This is a genomic window from Hymenobacter sp. J193 (assembly GCF_024700075.1).
GTDB lineage: Bacteria > Bacteroidota > Bacteroidia > Cytophagales > Hymenobacteraceae > Hymenobacter.
The window spans coordinates 1-15,751 of sequence record NZ_JAJONE010000004.1 but is presented as its reverse complement, the minus strand read 5'-3'; the positions used below and the strand labels follow the sequence as shown (position 1 = coordinate 15,751).

Genomic DNA, 15,751 nt, shown 5'->3' with positions numbered 1-15,751 from the left:
TGCTGCCGGCCTGAATGCTACTCTGGCGTTTCGAGCTGCATCCAGGTACGGCGAGTGCCACAGGCGGTGCATTCCATCAGCAACTCCGTGGCGTGAGCATAGCGCTCCAGCACCTCTACATGGGCGTGTAGCGTTTCCTGCCGGCAAGTGGCACAGGGCAGCAACTCGGTTGCCTCCAGCTGTTCCTGCAAAAACTCAAGTTCATCGTCCTTCATCAGTGGCAAGGTAGCAGTTGGCCGCAGTCAATTGTGGCTTATCCGCTCTTCGCTTGGCTTTCCCGGATGGTTAAGGCCTCTTTGGCCTGGGCTAAGTTGAAAAGGTACTGCCGGGCCAGCGCAGGATTTTCCCGGTGGGCCCATGCCCGGGCCCGACGTGCTTTCTCAACCGGCCCTTCGGGCAGGCGCGCGGGTACTGGCTCGGGCCAATGGCAAGCGCCCTGCCGAAAGAATTCTTCGATTGCTGCCAGCAGCGTAAGCGTGCGCTCCGCTTGCTGGGGCCACTGGTCCAGCAATTGTTCCAGCTCCCAGCTGGCCGCTTCGTACTCGGCTTCTATGTATAAATCCATGGGTCTGGTTTGGGATTACGTGCGGAGATGGCGGGTGCTTACCGTTCCGGGCCTTCATGTTCACGGCCGGGCGGCGGTAGCGAGGCGATGCGCTGTGCTTCCTGCAAACTGCGCCCAGCCCCCCGCAGGGTGGCGGCATCGTCGGCCAATGCCGGTATCTTTTCGGCTCTGGTCAATGCCTCGGCCACTGCCTGTAGGTTAGCCCCGCCCAGGTAAGATGATTTCTCCACGGCCTTGGCGGCCCGCGACAAGGAATCCGCCGGCCCGGGGTAGCCCTGTTCTTCCAACCCTTCCACCAACTGTTTGGCGGCCTGCACAAAAGCGGCTGTTCCCGCGGGCGCTGAGCTGGTAACCGGTAAAGCCGGCGTGGAAGCAACTTCCTTACTTGGCACCGGGGGCTGCATAACTGCCAGCGCAGCCCCAAAACGGGCAGCCTCGCGTTTGGACTCCGGGTCCTGAAAGCGTTTATCCTGCACTACCTCCTGTAGCAGTTGTTGCAGGCCGGCTCCGTGCTGGACCACGCCGGCCTGCGGGTTGCGGTCGATGTCGAGCACCTGGCTCAGCAAGGCGTCCGCGCGCTGGTTGCGCCGGTAGTCCACGCCGGCCACCAGCTGCTGCAGGGCCGGGGTGGCGGCCACCAGTTCGCGCAGCTGCTCTATCTGCCGGACCGCGGGGGTCGGTCCGTCGGGCAGGGGGCGGACCTGACTGGAGTGGCGGGCCAACTCGGCTTCCGGCCCGGGCAGGGGCGTGGTGTTGCGGGCAAACAAGTCACGTAGGGCCTGCAAGTCCTTCTCGCGGTGAAGCGCCCCGTGCATACTCACAATACCCTGGTCCCGGGCTGGGTTAAGTTTTTCGTGCTCCTGGGCAAAGTCAACCCGGTAGCCCGCCTGCTGCGCCAGCTCACTGAATGCGGCCTGAAGCGTGCGCCCGTTGCCCTCGCGGAAGGCGTGCACGTGGTTGTAGTGGTCAAAGTAGTAGGCCGCCCGCTCGGCAAACGCGGCCGGGGTGGGCAAGCCCTTGAGGTTGTTTTCCTGCTTGAGTTGCTCACCCAGCGCGTTCAAACGCTCGTCAATACGCTCATAAGGCGCGAAGTGCATGGGCCGCTCGATACCCGGCAGGTCGGCCGCCTTGACTCCTTGAAAAGTACCCTCCCGGCGGGTCTGGCCGGCCCACTCAAATGTGTCCTGGAAAAGGTACTGGTGCGTCGCGCGCAGCCGCGCGGCATCAAAGCTGTCGCCTTGCGGGCCGCGGCCGGCGGCCAACTCCGCGAGCCGGCGCAGGGAAAGGCGCTTGGTTTCCCGGTCCAGCTCGTCAGCATCGGTGAGGCCGAGCCGGTTGTGGAAAACGCCGGTTTCCGGATTGGTGAAGCGGTCAGTCATAAACGTGCAGTACCCGGCGCTCGGTAACCGAATAACGCCGGGGCAAAACCGCGCGGCGCTGGTGGCCGGGCTGAGGTGTTGCGAAAGAGAATTACTTGCTTGCCGCGGCGGCAGGCGCCTGGCTCGCGATGAGCTGAGCGCGGTATTCGTCGTGGCGCGCCCCCACGTAATCCAAGTCAACCAGCCCATCTATATACTGCTCGTGGAGCGCGGCCTGCCACTCCGGCACTTCATAGGGACCCTGGCTGCGGGTGATGCCCAGCGACTGGCTAATGATGAACTGCCGCTGCTCGCGGGTCTGCTCGCGGGGGCCAAACTGCGGGGTCGGATAGGCGGGCGTTTCCATCATGCAAAATACGTAAATGGGAGGAACTAGAGGCATTTAATTAACAAAAAACCGGCCCTGAAGGTGCCTCAAATACCGCCTAAAGCATGGGCTCATTGTCCGGCATCTGGCCCGGCTTGAGGGTGTTGGCGTACTGCCCGACGATGCCGGCCACGTCCTCGCGTATCAGGGCAAAGTTGGCCTGAATGACGGCCTGCAGGGCGCCGACCGCCTCGGCTGCGGGCTGGCTCCCGGCCTGCCGCGCCGCCCGGCGCTGGCTCAGCCAGTCCTGGCTGGGCTCCTTCCCTGCCGGCGACGCTTCCAGTACCGGCGCCGGCCCGCCCTCGAACGTGGCCAAGGGGTGCAGCGGGTAATTGCCTGGCGTGGCCTGACGCGCCACTTTCCCCTGGAAAAAGGGCTGCTCCGTTTCCACGGTCTGCCCGATAAATTCTCCCGTCTCCAGGGTAATGGTGTCCTGCAGGCGCACGAGGTTGCGTTCCTGCCAACTCACGCTCTGGTTGCTGCTGCTGCCCGCGCCGCGGGCGCCGCCGCTCTGGCTGCGGCCCAGGCTGGCCGATACCATCTCCCGGTCTTCCTTGCCCACAAGCTCAGACACGAACTTGGCTGTCTCTAGCGAATTGACCTTGCCGAAAAACTGATTGTTAAGGTTGCTCACCATCACCTGCATCTTCTCCCGGCCATAAGCGTCAATCATCTGGCTCAGGTCCTGGGTCATGTAAATCATGGCCACCTTGTTGCTGCGCGCCGTGGCCGGTATCACCTCCAGGTTGGGCACGTAGATGGTAGCGGCCTCGTCGAGGAACACGTAGCTCGGGTGCTTGTGCTGCTGGTTCATTAGCTTCAGGGCCACTGCTACGATGCAGCTGATGACCGGCGAGAAGGTTTCCTTGAGTGTGGGGTCGTTGCCTACCACTAGTACCTTGGGGGCTTTCTTGTCGTTCAGCTCCAGGCTGAACCCCTCCCCTCTCGCCTCGTCCGGCGTGAGCACCCAGGCAATTTCCGGTGAGTTAATGCGGGTGAGCACAATCTGCAGCGAGGCAATGACGCCGGCCACCTGCTTCTCGGCCCGCTGCTTGACGGCCGTGGTGATGGAGCGCACCATGTCCCCGCACTCGGGGTCCGAGTCGAGCATGCTCAGCACGTGGGTAAAGTCCGGGTGCAGGGCCGTGTTCACCACGTGGGGCAGGGTGCAGAACGTGGGAAAGTTCTTCTTGTAAAACCAGATGATGGCCGTCAGGAAGGCGTTGGCGCTGGTGTCAAAGAAGTCCATCTTTTTGATGCTCTCCGGGTTCAGGTTGGCCATGATGGCGCGGGCGTACTCGTTGGCATAAGCCACCACCGGCATCTTGTCGGCCCGTAGCGGGTTCACTCGCTCGCTGCGTTCCAGGTCTTTAAAGTTGATGATGTGCAGCTGCACTTGAGCGGGCTCCTTCCCTGCCGCCCTGGCTTTGGCATCGGCCAGCACAAAAGCCTTCTGCGCGGCTTCGGCCAGCACCGGAAACTTAAAGTCGTAGATGAGGCCGGCAAAGCCCTTCTGCGTGAACTGCTCAATCAAAGGTTCCCCGATGGAATACGACTTACCTGCCCCGGCGCCGCCCAGCACCAGCGTGCCCCGAAACGGGTTGGGAATGTTAATCCAGCCCCCATCGGTCGTGGCCAAGCTAAAGCCGTGCTCCGACTGCTGCTGCTGGCGCTCGGTGCGCAGCCCAAACCGCTCGGTCTTGTGCAGGGCCCGCACCACACCCGCAACCAGGCCCGCGCCCAGAACCAGCCCGGCGGCCGTGGGATAGAGCCAGGCAATGATGCCCGCCGAAAACGGGGCCAGGGCCAGCAGCAGCGTCCCACTGAGTGAGCCCACCCCCGCAGCCGCCAGCTGCACGCGCCGCAGCTGCAGCTGTGTGGGCTGCCAGCGCCGCTGCCCGGGCCGGGCGGGGGGCATTTTCAGCAGCAAGGCCAGCAGCCCCCTCCTACCAGCACCGCACCGCGAACCAGAAGGCCGTAGCGCCGGTAGAAGCTCCCCAGCCCGCCCAGCAGACGGGTGGTAATTGAGGTGCCTAAGCCCGCTTTCGGGCCCGCAGCGGACGTGGCCCCCGCCACTAGGTCCGGGTGGGTCAGAAAGTAGTACTCGCCGCCGGCCAGCACCATCAGGAGAAAGGTCAGGCCGACGTAAAAGCCGGTCAGGCGTTGGTTGCCCGGCTGCCGGGGGGCGCTCATCATGCTCATGCAGAGTTTAGCTAAAGAGTAGGGTTTGATTGAATCACAGTTCGGCTTCCCACTGTCCGCGCCGACGCGGCTCGCCAATGTCCTCGGTTATCACGTGCTCGGGGCCTCTGTTGGCGCGCAGGACTTGCTGCAGGCTGTGCAGGGCCTGCCGCACATGGTGCCCGGTATTGGCGCGGGCCGGCTCCTCACGCCCCGTGGCCAGCAGGTGGTAGGCGTTGTCCAGCGGCTGCCCCTGCCGGGCCCGGTCTTCCAGCCGGCGCAGCCGGTCGTAGAAAATGGGGTCATAGCCCCGGGCCTGCGCGATGCGCTGCACCCGTTCCCCCTCCAGGCGCTGGCTCGGGTCCGCCTGGCGGTTTAAGTGCTCGACGCGCTCCGCAATTCGCGCGTTGCGTTTCGGGTTGGGCGCGTAGACGGCGGGGGCCTCTTTCCGTTTTGGGGCCGGACCCTGGTACTGAAACTGCCGCTCGAATTGCACCCGGGCCTCCTCCTGCCAATCGCGCAGACTGAACCGGCTTACGCGCCCGCCGGGGTTGAGCGTGATGCGCCGATTTCGGTCCCGGGCCGAGACCACCACGTGGATATGCGCCTGCAGGCCGGGCGCGGCTGCCCCGCTCTGGCATCCCCTTCCTTCACGGCCGGGTCGGTGCCACGGTGGGTGCGCTCATGGTGAATGATGGCGCCCCATACCAGTTCGTCCTTCCCCACCGCCCCGCCGTCTTTGAGGCGGAAGTTCGCCGCGTAGGCCGCCATCACCTCCCGGGTGTAAGCGCGCAGCTTCGCCTCATCACCGCCCCCGATGTGCGCCAGCTCTTCCGGGCTGGGACTCAAGACCAGGGAGTAGAACTTGGCCTCGTTGGCCCGCAGTCCCTTCACGTTGTTATCGAGCGCCGCCAGTACGGATTCTCGGTCCAGTGCCTCCCGCTGCCCGTCAAAGAAGTGCGCTTCCTGGCCGTTTTGCCGGGCCTCGTGGGTCAGGTAATTCAAGGCCTGCGCGGCACTGCCCTGGTTATTATAAGCTTTCTTGCCGCTGGCTTTGGGGTTAATTAGCTTGGCGTGCATGACATTATTTCCCGTTACCAGGCTGTTTATTCAGAGACTTAATGTTAATGGCCGCCATCCCAGCGGCGGTAGCTTCCGCAATACGCTCCTGATTTTTGCGCTGTATTTTATGCAGGGCCTCCCCTCCTTCCGGGGCCAATAAATTCTCCACAACCCGCAGCGTTTGTTCCTGCACGACCTGCTGGCGCAGCTGGGAACGCACCATTTCCAGCAGCAAGCCCCGCTCCTGCTCCTGCAGATAAGAAAACACCCGGTCACCCAGCCGCTTCACTTCCGCCATAATGAGCTGCCCTTCCCGAGCCTGAGCTTCCACCGGGTTCAAGCTCCTTTCCGCGAAGTAGCGGATGGCCGCGTCGGCGTATTCTGTGCGGGTTAGGCCCAGCCGGGCGGACTCCGCTTTTACTAGCCGGTGCGCCGGGCCGCTGACTGTAAGGTGCTTCACGGCCGGGCCAGTGCTTGGCGGTGACAACGATGGGGGATTTTGGTCCTGCATAGCCAATTTTTAACTGCTAGCTGCTGTCTATTAAGAATTTAGAGATTCGTTTTAAGCTTTATCAACTCTGTTGATAAATAACTACCCTTTAATCAGCGCGTTAGCGCAATTAAAGGGTAGTCTTCTTGCTAACTACCCTGCTACCTTCTCTATTGGCATTCGCAAGGCTAGGTGCTAGCTGACTAGGCCGGTTCCGGCTACCGCCGCCTCCCCCGGTAGCCCGTGTTGATTCTGCTTTGGGTTGGAGCATGCTGTTCTGCTTGTGAGAGGTTAAGTCTGCTGCTTGTTCGGTATGCCATGCCGCACCGGTGATGCGCAGTCAGAAGGTGATGACCCCTTTTTATTATTTCCTAGGAAACAAGGAAAATAGAAACTCTGACCTTGCATCCCTGCCGCTTTACGCCCCGTATTCTGGTTTGTTTCTTAGGATTTTAGGAAATAAGTTTCTTAAGAGCTTTTGATAAATGTTTACTGAGAAGTTGGTAATCAATAATTTTTGTTTCCTTTGTTTTAAGTTTTTTCAAGAAATAAGCAAGACAAGAAATCAAGCAGCTTATTTTCTAGTAAAATAGTTGCTTTATTTTCTAGGAAACAAAAAAACAAGTTTACAAGTAAGTTTGAAAACTGAGAAATAAGCTGCTTATTTTGCAACCTGCCTACGCCCGTTGGGGCTTTACCCGTTAGTTCCCCCGTTTTATGAAAATCATCTGCGTTGCCAACCAGAAGGGTGGCATTGGTAAGAGTACCCTCATCACCGTGCTGGCCGGCGCGCTCTCGGCCGACTATGGCTACCGCGTGCTCGTGGTCGATGCCGACTCCCAGCAAACCCTGGCCGGGGTGCGCCTGACCAACGACCAGCCCAGCGTGGACCAGGAGCGCGCAGCCGGCACGCTGGCCGACCCTGCTTTTCCCTATGCCCTGGAATCAGTGGGCATGGGCCAAGTGTATGACCGGCTCGACGAGGTCAGCGACGACTACGATGTGGTGTTCATCGACGTGCCGGGCCGCTCGGATGATACGGCCATGATTGACGTGCTCAGCGGCGCCAACGTGGTGCTCGTGCCCGTGGGGGCCTCGGACGCCGAGCGCCTGGCCACGATTTCCTTTATGCAGCTGCTGCAGGAGATTTCCCGGCTCTCGCGGGAGCAGGGGCTGGACTTCCACTTCTTCGGCGTGCACTCGCACCGCACCAACCTGAAAGAGGAAAAGGACATGGACGAATTCACCGACGCCTTGGGCTTGCCGCGCCTGCAGGCCTCGCTGCGCCAGCTCGGCTGTTACAAGCGCCTCTCAACCCGCTACAGCTACCTCAACCCGGCCTACCGGCGGGCGGTGGGGGCCGATGCTGCCGTGGAAACGGAAGTGCGCGCCCTGTGCGACGAACTGATTGCCCGCGCTGGGCTCACCTCTGAACTCGTATCGTAATGGCCAAGATTCAACGCCTGAAAATCTCCACGGACGAGAAAATGTCCATGCTGCGCGGACAGCCCGGCCACATGCCGGCAGCCCCAGCCGCCACGGAGCCAGCGGCCGCAGCGCCCGTTGCACCACCAGCACCAGCACCAGCACCAGTACCAGCACCAGTACCAGCACCAGTACCAGCACCAGTACCAGCACCGGTGGCCGCTCCGCCAGTAACGAAAGCTCCGGCAGCAGCGGCAGCAGCACCAGCGCCAGCCGCTCAGCCCGTAACCAAGCCGCAGCAGGCCGCTGTAGCGCCGGAAGCCCGCAAGGGGAGGGGCGCCCCCCAAGGTACAAGCACCAGCTCAGGCGGAAAGTGGGGCTGTGGGGCTGCAGCCTTCCTTAATTCGCCTGGAGGGGGAAACCCAGCGGGCCGCCCTGGCTTACATCCACGAGGAGCTTATGCACCACAGCCGGCGGGTGTACTTAAAAGAGTTGGTCGACGAAGCGGTTAACTACTACCTCCAGCACGGCCCGCCCGCTAAAGGGAAGTAGAGGGAGTTCCAGCCGGCGAGCTAACCCCGGACTGCACCTCAGCCAGGACCACGGCGATTATGTCCTGCACGGGCTCGTTGAGCAAATCCGCAACCCGCAGCAGCTCGGCGATGGTGAGCGTGGACGGGTCGGCCTCGCGCTGCTTGATGGTGCGGTAAGTCATGCGCAGGTGCTCCATCAGCTCGCGCTCGGTGAAGCTGAAGCGGCCGTGGCGCAGCAGGTCGGTAAACCGCCGGGCCGGCGCGGTGGCAACGCGGGGCGGTAGGGGGAGGGGGGTAGGCATAAAAAACGTTAAGGAAGCAAGCCGGCAGACCGGGGACGGTGGAACGGTACCCCACTGCCCCCCGGTCCCGCCGATGAAAGAAGATGTAAGCGACGGCTAAGGGTCAGCACTCGTCCAACGGATAGGGGCGCGGGTTCTGGCGCGCCTCCTCAGCCAGGGTTTGGTCTTCCCACTCGGCCACCCGCTGCATGATGTTGGTCAGCCAGCGGCCCAGCCGGGCGGGGTCGGTTTCGGCCAGGATGCGGCCGGTGGCCGTGCGGCGCTGCTCATCGGTAAAGGCGGGATGCTCCAGCAGGCGGGTCAGCTCGATGCGCTGCGTGGCGACCACGACCGTGGTCAGCGAAGGCAGGGTTTCCTGCCCCAAAATCACCGGTGGCAGCGTGGGCAGCACCGGGCGGGACGGTATGGCCCCGGTTTCCCCGCAGCATGCTGGCTGCGCATGCTCAGAGGCCACGACCACAGCCGCAGGGGCGGGGCTGGCGGGGGTCGGCTGCGGGTCGGGCTCGGTATCCTCGGGAGCCGGGCGGCCCAGTATCAGCTCTGCCGCGCGCTGGGCCCGGCTGGCGGCCTGCACCACCAGCTTTTTATCCCCGCGCAGCTGCTCCAGCCAAAACTGTAGGTAGGCGGCCGTGTTTTCCAGCGTGGCGCTGGGGTTTAGGCCAGCGTGGCCGCACAGAAAAGCGGCGCCCATTTCCGCCGTCAGCTCCTCGCGGGCGTAGCCGGCGCGGCCACTCGGGCGCAGGGCTTCGGCCAGGTCGGGACGGTCCAGGCGGCTGGCGTGGCCGGTGGCGTGGGTCAGCTCGTGAAATAGGGTCGAGTAATAGGCCTCGCCACTGATGAAGGTTTCCGGGCGGGGTACTTGTACAAAGTCAGGACCCGGAGCATAGAAGGCCTGCGTACCGCCGTGCTCAATCCGGGGGCAGGTAGCCCAATTCGTTACCAGGGCCTCGGCGGCTGCCAAGGGCTCGTGGTTCCGGTCTTGGGGCTGCTCGGGCAGGACGATTTCCACGCCTTCCACGTCGTCCACGGAAAAGACCGTGTAGTACTTGATAAATGGCGTTTTCTCTTCCTCGCCGGTTTGCTTGTCGGTGCGAGTCGTGACGTTGTAGTAAATCACGGGCATGCCCTTGGCACCCTTGCGGATGTTGCCGCCCAGCTCCTTGGCCTGCCGGAACGTTAGAAAGAACGGCGTGCCGCCGACCAGGTGCAGCAGAAAGGCATTGATGCCGGTGTAAGCCCGGCCGCTCACGTAGTTGCGGGGCAGACCGTAGGCCGCGTGCCAGGGCTTGCGCCAGGCAATCTGACCGGCTTCGAGGGCCTCAATTACCCGGTCGGTTACAAGCTGGTACACATCGGGGCGGGCAGTGTTTTGAGCGGCGGGGCGGGCTTGCTTTATCATCGCTGAGTAAGGGCTAAGTGACTGTTTCTAAAACCGTTTCCTTACTTATTAAACGCATTTTTAGCGTCATTTGTTGCTTTTTTAACAACAATTATTGATTTATTTGCCCTTCGTAAAACATTTCTCCCCCACTGCCCCTTGGCGTCTGAACTACCCTGGGTAGTGGTCGCATCTGTAACCTGGGGACGGTGGAATGGCGCTTCCCCGAGCGTTTGCTTAGGAGACCGGCGGTTAGGGTTTAAAACGAAAACGCCCGATTGGATAACCAACCGGGCGTTTCAGCGAGCCGAGCCGCGACCTACTGCGCGGGGCCAAATTGCTGCTTGAGAAATTTGAGCAGGCTTTGGCGGGAAGCTTCCCCAATTTGAATCAGGGGGGCGCCGTCGTTAAGGTAAAACAGGATGGGGTTGGCCTTGGTAACGGCCTCGGACCAGGCCTCGGCCGACAGGGTCGATGGTAGTTGCAGCAGGGGTTGGTATTCGTCCCGGATAAGCTGTAAAATCAGGCCTTTCATGGCCGGGCAGAAGTTGGAAAATGGCCGGTGACCGGTAGATATCATAACGGAGGGTACTAGCGTGGAAGGGAATGCAAAGGGGTTCCGGCCTGCCCGCAATAGCAAGGGCCGGAAAAAACAGCCCAGCCCGCGGGCAGTAAGCAAGCCGCGGGCAGCCGCATAATTGCGGCGGGACGTTTACCAGGAAGTTGGATTAGCCTCGATGCGGACCCACAAACAGGGCCGGGCGCTCGGAAATAGGCAGCGGCCGCAGAGCAGCGGGTGCCAGGGTCTGGTCTGCCAGGAGCAGGCCAAACGGAGCATGAGTAGTAGAACCTGTTTTTGCCAGCATGGTGGGCAGCTTGCTATTCCTGCAAAACTAAAGAATCAGCGCACATTTTCTGGGTCTTTGACTCAGAAGCAGAATCCGCTTACCGCTCGGGCCCGGCAGTACGCTCGGCTAGGGTGCTGGCACTAATACCGCTAGGAGCTAGACGGTGCCGCTCAGCCCGGTCGGCAGCGTGCTCGTGCAGGTGGGCGCCGGGCTGGCGGGCCACGTCATCGAGCGCCGCACTAACCCGCGCCAGGTTCGGCTGGTCGAGCCGGTAGCTGACTTCGATTTCACTGTGGCGCTGGTGAGTGGCTGGGTCGGTGGCGCTGCGCAGCGAGCCGGTGTTCAGGCCCGCGGCGCGCAGCTGCTCCGCTACGGCTTCCGCCTGACCGTTAGCCCCCGGCTGCGGCTCCGGCTCGTCGATGCGAATGATGGCCGTTTTCGTCACCGATTGCTGCTCCGGGGGAGCGGCGGCTAACCGCCGACGCTCAGCCTGCTCGTCAACGGGTTCGGTGAGCGTCACCAACGGCGACTTATCCAGCGCATCGAGCGTCTGGCTGAGCTGGCGCAGGCCGCCGGGCGTACCGTGGGGCTGGTAGCGTACGTCGAGCTCACTGCGCAGCTGTCCGCTGGTGGGGTCCGTTTCCGCTCGCAACTCTATTTGGGCGCCGGCCTTGCGCAGCAGCTCCCGCATCTGCTGGGCCTGGCTGGGTGTGGCCTCATCCGCCGGAGTGGGCTCGGTTACCGTCAGCTGCACGGCCCGCTGCAGGGCTGGGTCGCCGCTGGCCGCTGCGACTACGAGCCCAGCAGCCTGACGCCGGTGCTCAGCATCCCGGTGCTGAGCCTCCGGTGAGCTGGCTGCCTGCTCACGCTCGGCTTCGCGCTGCTGAGCCTGCTGGCGCTGCTCCTGTTCCTGACGGGCTTTTTCCTGGCGTAGCTGCTCCTTGGCCAGTTCGTCGGTGCGGGCTTGCTGTGCAATTTGCTCGCGGCTGAGGCCCTGACTTAACAGCTCCAGGTCGCGGTTAAAGTCCTTGCTGATGGCGTACTCGGTGCGAATAAAGTTCTCGGGCTGCCGGCCTGGCTCTTGGGACTGGCGCTCAAGCTGCTCGCGCTGCGTTTCGCGCTGGGCGTGCAGGGTGCGGGCCAGGTCTTCGAGGGCGTGGCTGTCAGCATTGGGAACAACCAGGCGCACGACGGTTTCCTGCCGGGTGGCCCGCTGCACCTCCAGGACCACCGTTTCGTCCGCCGCCGGCCGTAGCTGCTGCACCTGCGCGGTGAGCTGGCTCAGCTGCTCGGTACCCTCGGCACGAGTGGCGTGGTGATACTCCACCCGCAGGGCGGTGTGGTACCTGCCGGCGGCTGTGGCGTGCCGCTCTACCGGGCGGGGGCTTCGTCGTAGGCCACCTGGCCATCGGCTTCCGGCCCGGCGCGGCACCTGCAGCTCGTTGAGGTTAATTGATGTTGAAGCGGCGGCCGGCGGCGTCGTTGTCGTTCGCCATGGCTCCAGCTCCTTCGGCTCCTGCTTGTCAATGAGCTTTTGAATGAGTTCCACCTGCCGCTCGGTGACGGTGCCGCTGGTGGCCCCGTAAAGCGTGTTGGGCTGCCCTTGCGCGCCGCGGTGGTGGAGCTGGTGGTAGCTCATGGCATCCACGGGGCTCTCCGACACCACCATACGCTGCACGGGCGTGTCCTTGCCCTCGGTGGGGTGCGACACCCACACCCCGGTTTTGGGCAGCTGCAGCAAGTGCTTGTACTCGTTGTTGCGCTGCTCCACGGTGGCAATGCCGTGCTCGTTGTAGAGGGGAAAAGCCGTGTTGCGGAAGTTGCCCTGCTGGCTGGTGAAGACCCGCACCTGAAAAGCCGGGCTGTCGATGGTCTCATCGGAGAGATGGCGATTATGCAGGTAGCTGCGGTCGGTTAGCGTGGCGTGGGTGCCCATCACCGCCGCCACGAGACGGGCCCGGCGCTCGGCCTCCGATTCCATCTCGGTCGGCCCGGTGGGCGTGGGTGCGTACGCCGCCGGGGCGGGCAGTGGGGGAGGTGGCCGCCTGCCAGCCTTGCTCGGGCTCGCCCAAGTACTGGCGCAGGGTCTGCCGCACCTGGCCCAGGGTCTGGTTTTCGCGGGTTTTCACGGAGTCGATGATGGAGCCGGAGTCCCGGTCGTCGCCGGGGTTCAGGTACACCTGGTGGTCGCCCTTGCGGGAGACGATGAGCATCTCGCTGTCCTTTTCCAGCTGGTGCCAGTGACCACGGGGGCCGGCCTTTTTCACGTCGTAGCCGTGGCGCCGGGTGGCGTAGTCCGCCAGGTCAATGGATTGCTTGAAGCGGTCGAGCTCCTGCGGGTCGTTGTCGCGCGGGGAGAAGTTGCGGGCATAGAAGTAGAATGGAAGGGGTACAAACCAGCCGCGCCGCCGGAATCCGGGGCAGGAATCAAAACCAAAAAGCAGTAGGGGAGGGCAGCTAGCTGACCAGCTCCTCGTGGGCGGCCAGCTGCTCGCGCAGCGTAGCCAACAGCGCCGCGTCGGCAAAAGGTAGTGCTCGCAGAGCTGGCCGCTCACGTACAGGCGCACCAGTTCGGTCTCGAAGCCGAACACGCGCAGGTGCTTCTGCACCAGGCGGTACTCTTCGCGCTGCAGGCTACCGGTTTTCAGGCCCACGCTGGTCGTGTAGGGAAAGCCATAGGCGGTGCAGGTGGCCCGCAGGCCCCCGTGGGGCAGGCTGCGCAGTCGCAGCTGCACGTAGCGCCGGGCTTCATCATAGGCTATGGCCAGAGCCGGATTGGGCAGTTGGGGCCCAAGGCGGCCGGGGTAGTCGCAGGTTTGCTGGCCGGGCGGCGGGAAGCAACGGAAGCAGGCATAGGGAAAGAGCAACGTGGAGCGGTCGGGCTCCAGGGCCTTTCCGCTAGTTAGGGGATGAAGTGGGCGTAGTAGGTGGCGCCGGGGCGTCGAAGGGTGGGTTGTCGAAGAGGTTGAGCTCGGCCTTGAAGCGGGTCAGGCTGTCGGGCGAGGTGAACAGGAAAAAGTGGCGGCGCGACTGGTGCACGATGATGCGCAGCAGCTCGGTGGGGAACTGGAAGTGGGTCATCAGCCGCTGCAAGAGCACGGCCTGGGTTTCCTCCTCCAGCTTTTTTGATTTCAATCAGCCGGGCGTAGTTGAACTTATGCTGCTGGGCCCAGGGCTTGAGCTGCCCGTGCAGTAGCGTGTTGAGGCGGTGGCGGATGTGGCGCAGAACGGTGGCATAGGAAACGATGAGCGCGGGGTCAGGAAAGCCCGCATTGACCGGCTCTACTGGGGTAGTAGTCGGGGAGTGGGAATAGAAGTGTTCATGCAGCAGCAATTGGAGGGCGCGCAAGGTAGCAAACCAGCCGGCCGTCTGCACTACCACACTTGCTGCGGGCATTTAACCACGTCGGCTTCGGGGCAAGAACACCCGCAAAGCTTCGGCGTAGCTTCTTCAAAACTTCTCCTAAAACAGAACTTATACGGAAGTGCTCCGTATAGTTGCCGCAATTGCTCATAAAAAACTTCGACCTGTTGCTTGGGAAACCCATGCTGTGGTTGGTGCTCTTTCTGCTCCTAGTGGCCCTGGGCGGGCTTTGGTGGCGCTACGCCATGCCAGCGGGTGCCGGCAGTACCCTGGCCTCGCCCGCGCTCGACGGCAACCACGCCTCGCTGCGCACCCGGCACTATCGGCTGGCCGACTTCAGGATGCGCCGCCGCAAGCGCCTCCGTGGCGGACGCGGCGGCTGACGTGGCGGTGGCAGAAGCGGAAGCAGCCCCGACGGACGCCCCGACGGAAACGGCCGCGGCAATCGCAGCTGATAGTCAGGCCGATGACCAGACTCCCCGGCTGCGGCAGAAGCGGGCCAGCTGCCCGAAGGGGCCAAGCACAACTACATCACGGCCCCAGCGCCCCCGGCGACCGACGCGCACAACCGCGGCGTGGAGTTGACCGCCGCCGAGCGGCGGGGCCAAAAATGCGCCTGGTGATGAACGAGGCGCTGAAAAACCAGCGCGCCGCACCCGCTACTGCCTGAGGCGCGGGCCTACCTCTCACCCTATTCACCTTTTCACCCTCCTACATTTCCATGCAAACACCCCTGTTCACCTCCCGCCTACGGCTTCTTCTGCCGCCGCCAACGACTCAGATCTGCTGGCGGCCGACCAGGCCTACCAACCCTCTAAGTTGGAGCAGCGCGCCTTCGCGCGCATACGAAAGTACTGGCCCTCTCAGCCAGCGCGGCCAGGGCCTAAAGCGCCGAACGGCCCCTCACCCAGGTCAGAGGAGAAAGTCGGTGGCATCGTGCAGGTCATTTTCGCCATCATCCTCATAATCGGCGTTGATTCGGGTGGTGATGAAGTTTGTCAGGGCTCCCCAGACGCGCTGGGCTCCCAGGGCTGGCTCGTGGGCGGGGTGCTGCTCTGGTTCGGCTTCCAGCTCTTCAAGGACGACGAAGTGAGTGCCGTGGGTGGCAGCGAAGGCGGCGGCTTGACCAACTAAGCCGCTGCCACGATGCGCTCCTATAAATCCATCAAACAGCCCACCCAGGCACCAGGCATGAACCTGCAGGACCTGGGCCTACTGGTGGGCCTGTTCATCGGCTCCGTGCTGTTGCTCGGCTTTTTCTGGGCATAGCGGTCAAGGTTCCGCGCAGTAGGTCTGACTCTGCTGGGTATCCTGTCGAAATCGGCCTCCTCCTGGGCCTGCCTTCCCTCACCCGGACCCGGGCTCATGACTTTCTGATGGGGTGGCTTTTCTACACCTTCATTCAGCCTGCCACCTGGCGTGGGACCCTGTGCCCTTTCCCCCTCATGGCAAAAAAACGCAAAACAACCGCGTTTAACGCGGTGATGCCGATACATTCCTTTGAAGAAAACAAAGGTGGTCTTCAAGGACGGCCGCGTCGCCGTGAGCTTCGTGATTGAGCCGGCCGAGATGGAAAGCTGGACGGTCGAAGTTACGACGCCTTCAAACAGCACGTGGGCGTGATGCGGCCCCTGCCGGTGGGCACCATCGTACAGAAAACCCGACGTCTACTACGACCGGCCCTACCGCGAAGACAAAACGCAGCAGACCTACTTCGAGGGCAAGATGAACAAGCACTACTTCGAGCGGCTCGTACTGTTCCAGAGGTCCTACCTGTTTCTCTCCTTCGCGCCGGTTGCGGTGAAAACCACCCGGACCAATGCCGTAAACGCCCTGGTGTGGCCCGGGCCGGGGAGG

The 15,751-nt window shown here is 62.9% G+C and carries 19 protein-coding genes and 1 pseudogene; 5 read left to right on the top strand and 15 right to left on the bottom strand.

The annotated features are described in order from the left end of the window. Nucleotides 1-17 precede the first annotated feature (17 nt). From LRS06_RS22600 to LRS06_RS22565, 8 genes and pseudogenes are all read right to left on the bottom strand, one after another. Nucleotides 18-215: a hypothetical protein gene (locus LRS06_RS22600; protein WP_187317323.1), complete on the bottom strand. Its 198-nt coding sequence runs from the start codon at nucleotides 213-215 to the stop codon at nucleotides 18-20. Between the two features lie 38 nt (nucleotides 216-253). After that, nucleotides 254-565 carry a hypothetical protein gene (locus LRS06_RS22595; RefSeq protein WP_187317324.1) on the bottom strand — a complete coding sequence of 104 codons (312 nt, stop codon included), beginning with the start codon at nucleotides 563-565 and terminating at the stop codon, nucleotides 254-256. A gap of 38 nt (nucleotides 566-603) precedes the next feature. Then, nucleotides 604-1,944 (bottom strand): Fic family protein, encoded by a 1,341-nt coding sequence (locus tag LRS06_RS22590; protein WP_187317325.1) that lies wholly within the window; start codon nucleotides 1,942-1,944, stop codon nucleotides 604-606. Between the two features lie 91 nt (nucleotides 1,945-2,035). Further along, on the bottom strand, nucleotides 2,036-2,326 hold the full coding sequence (locus LRS06_RS22585) for a hypothetical protein (RefSeq protein ID WP_187317326.1): 291 nt from the start codon (nucleotides 2,324-2,326) through the stop codon (nucleotides 2,036-2,038). Nucleotides 2,327-2,369: 43 nt separating this feature from the next. Next, nucleotides 2,370-4,229, bottom strand: coding sequence for a TraM recognition domain-containing protein (locus LRS06_RS22580; protein WP_257873636.1), 1,860 nt, complete (start codon nucleotides 4,227-4,229; stop codon nucleotides 2,370-2,372). Between the two features lie 2 nt (nucleotides 4,230-4,231). Then, nucleotides 4,232-4,507 carry a hypothetical protein gene (locus LRS06_RS22575; protein ID WP_257873635.1) on the bottom strand — a complete coding sequence of 92 codons (276 nt, stop codon included), beginning with the start codon at nucleotides 4,505-4,507 and terminating at the stop codon, nucleotides 4,232-4,234. Between the two features lie 40 nt (nucleotides 4,508-4,547). Continuing rightward, nucleotides 4,548-5,572 (bottom strand): annotated as a pseudogene (locus LRS06_RS22570) (DUF5712 family protein). A gap of 4 nt (nucleotides 5,573-5,576) precedes the next feature. Beyond that, on the bottom strand, nucleotides 5,577-6,014 hold the full coding sequence (locus LRS06_RS22565) for a hypothetical protein (RefSeq protein WP_187317329.1): 438 nt from the start codon (nucleotides 6,012-6,014) through the stop codon (nucleotides 5,577-5,579). Nucleotides 6,015-6,761: 747 nt separating this feature from the next. Between LRS06_RS22565 and LRS06_RS22560 the strand changes: the two genes are divergently transcribed. Further along, nucleotides 6,762-7,490 carry a ParA family protein gene (locus LRS06_RS22560; RefSeq protein WP_257873634.1) on the top strand — a complete coding sequence of 243 codons (729 nt, stop codon included), beginning with the start codon at nucleotides 6,762-6,764 and terminating at the stop codon, nucleotides 7,488-7,490. A gap of 517 nt (nucleotides 7,491-8,007) precedes the next feature. On the opposite strand, the gene LRS06_RS22555 is transcribed toward LRS06_RS22560, so the two are convergent. From LRS06_RS22555 to LRS06_RS22525, 7 genes are all read right to left on the bottom strand, one after another. Then, a complete protein-coding gene (locus LRS06_RS22555; protein WP_257873633.1) occupies nucleotides 8,008-8,304 on the bottom strand; it encodes a hypothetical protein in 297 nt (98 codons plus the stop codon). Between the two features lie 103 nt (nucleotides 8,305-8,407). Next, entirely contained in the window at nucleotides 8,408-9,703 is a 1,296-nt protein-coding gene (locus LRS06_RS22550) for an ArdC family protein (RefSeq protein ID WP_257873632.1), read from the bottom strand. A 298-nt stretch (nucleotides 9,704-10,001) separates the two neighbouring features. Beyond that, the gene (locus LRS06_RS22545) at nucleotides 10,002-10,262 is read right to left on the bottom strand and encodes a hypothetical protein (RefSeq protein WP_187317333.1); all 261 of its coding nucleotides are present in this window, start codon (nucleotides 10,260-10,262) and stop codon (nucleotides 10,002-10,004) included. A 148-nt stretch (nucleotides 10,263-10,410) separates the two neighbouring features. Continuing rightward, nucleotides 10,411-10,548: a hypothetical protein gene (locus LRS06_RS22540; protein ID WP_257873631.1), complete on the bottom strand. Its 138-nt coding sequence runs from the start codon at nucleotides 10,546-10,548 to the stop codon at nucleotides 10,411-10,413. 79 nt (nucleotides 10,549-10,627) lie between these two features. Next, on the bottom strand, nucleotides 10,628-12,511 hold the full coding sequence (locus LRS06_RS22535) for a toprim domain-containing protein (protein ID WP_257873630.1): 1,884 nt from the start codon (nucleotides 12,509-12,511) through the stop codon (nucleotides 10,628-10,630). Then, a complete protein-coding gene (locus LRS06_RS22530; RefSeq protein ID WP_257873629.1) occupies nucleotides 12,423-13,397 on the bottom strand; it encodes a hypothetical protein in 975 nt (324 codons plus the stop codon). Before LRS06_RS22530 ends, LRS06_RS22535 begins: the two co-directional genes overlap by 89 nt. A gap of 31 nt (nucleotides 13,398-13,428) precedes the next feature. After that, entirely contained in the window at nucleotides 13,429-13,665 is a 237-nt protein-coding gene (locus LRS06_RS22525) for a hypothetical protein (protein WP_257873628.1), read from the bottom strand. A 411-nt stretch (nucleotides 13,666-14,076) separates the two neighbouring features. On the opposite strand from LRS06_RS22525, the gene LRS06_RS22520 reads away from it, so the two are divergent. From LRS06_RS22520 to LRS06_RS22505, 4 genes are all read left to right on the top strand, one after another. Next, complete coding sequence (locus tag LRS06_RS22520) at nucleotides 14,077-14,277, top strand: hypothetical protein (RefSeq protein ID WP_257873627.1); 201 nt, start codon at nucleotides 14,077-14,079, stop codon at nucleotides 14,275-14,277. 553 nt (nucleotides 14,278-14,830) lie between these two features. After that, nucleotides 14,831-15,028, top strand: coding sequence for a hypothetical protein (locus tag LRS06_RS22515; protein ID WP_257873626.1), 198 nt, complete (start codon nucleotides 14,831-14,833; stop codon nucleotides 15,026-15,028). 12 nt (nucleotides 15,029-15,040) lie between these two features. Then, on the top strand, nucleotides 15,041-15,163 hold the full coding sequence (locus tag LRS06_RS22510) for a hypothetical protein (protein WP_257873625.1): 123 nt from the start codon (nucleotides 15,041-15,043) through the stop codon (nucleotides 15,161-15,163). A 231-nt stretch (nucleotides 15,164-15,394) separates the two neighbouring features. Continuing rightward, nucleotides 15,395-15,517: a hypothetical protein gene (locus LRS06_RS22505; RefSeq protein WP_257873624.1), complete on the top strand. Its 123-nt coding sequence runs from the start codon at nucleotides 15,395-15,397 to the stop codon at nucleotides 15,515-15,517. The last annotated feature ends 234 nt before the right edge of the window (nucleotides 15,518-15,751 follow it).

Bases quoted from the DNA above. Each gene is read 5' to 3' on its own strand.
- LRS06_RS22575 (WP_257873635.1), bottom strand. From the start codon at position 4,507: ATGATGAGCGCCCCCCGGCAGCCGGGCAACCAACGCCTGACCGGCTTT.
- LRS06_RS22550 (WP_257873632.1), bottom strand. From the start codon at position 9,703: ATGATAAAGCAAGCCCGCCCCGCCGCTCAAAACACTGCCCGCCCCGAT.
- LRS06_RS22535 (WP_257873630.1), bottom strand. From the start codon at position 12,511: ATGGAATCGGAGGCCGAGCGCCGGGCCCGTCTCGTGGCGGCGGTGATG.
- LRS06_RS22520 (WP_257873627.1), top strand. From the start codon at position 14,077: ATGCTGTGGTTGGTGCTCTTTCTGCTCCTAGTGGCCCTGGGCGGGCTT.
- LRS06_RS22590 (WP_187317325.1), bottom strand. From the start codon at position 1,944: ATGACTGACCGCTTCACCAATCCGGAAACCGGCGTTTTCCACAACCGG.
- LRS06_RS22510 (WP_257873625.1), top strand. From the start codon at position 15,041: ATGCGCTCCTATAAATCCATCAAACAGCCCACCCAGGCACCAGGCATG.
- LRS06_RS22595 (WP_187317324.1), bottom strand. From the start codon at position 565: ATGGATTTATACATAGAAGCCGAGTACGAAGCGGCCAGCTGGGAGCTG.
- LRS06_RS22555 (WP_257873633.1), bottom strand. From the start codon at position 8,304: ATGCCTACCCCCCTCCCCCTACCGCCCCGCGTTGCCACCGCGCCGGCC.
- LRS06_RS22545 (WP_187317333.1), bottom strand. From the start codon at position 10,262: ATGATATCTACCGGTCACCGGCCATTTTCCAACTTCTGCCCGGCCATG.
- LRS06_RS22600 (WP_187317323.1), bottom strand. From the start codon at position 215: ATGAAGGACGATGAACTTGAGTTTTTGCAGGAACAGCTGGAGGCAACC.
- LRS06_RS22585 (WP_187317326.1), bottom strand. From the start codon at position 2,326: ATGCCTCTAGTTCCTCCCATTTACGTATTTTGCATGATGGAAACGCCC.
- LRS06_RS22540 (WP_257873631.1), bottom strand. From the start codon at position 10,548: ATGCTGGCAAAAACAGGTTCTACTACTCATGCTCCGTTTGGCCTGCTC.
- LRS06_RS22560 (WP_257873634.1), top strand. From the start codon at position 6,762: ATGAAAATCATCTGCGTTGCCAACCAGAAGGGTGGCATTGGTAAGAGT.
- LRS06_RS22580 (WP_257873636.1), bottom strand. From the start codon at position 4,229: ATGCCCCCCGCCCGGCCCGGGCAGCGGCGCTGGCAGCCCACACAGCTG.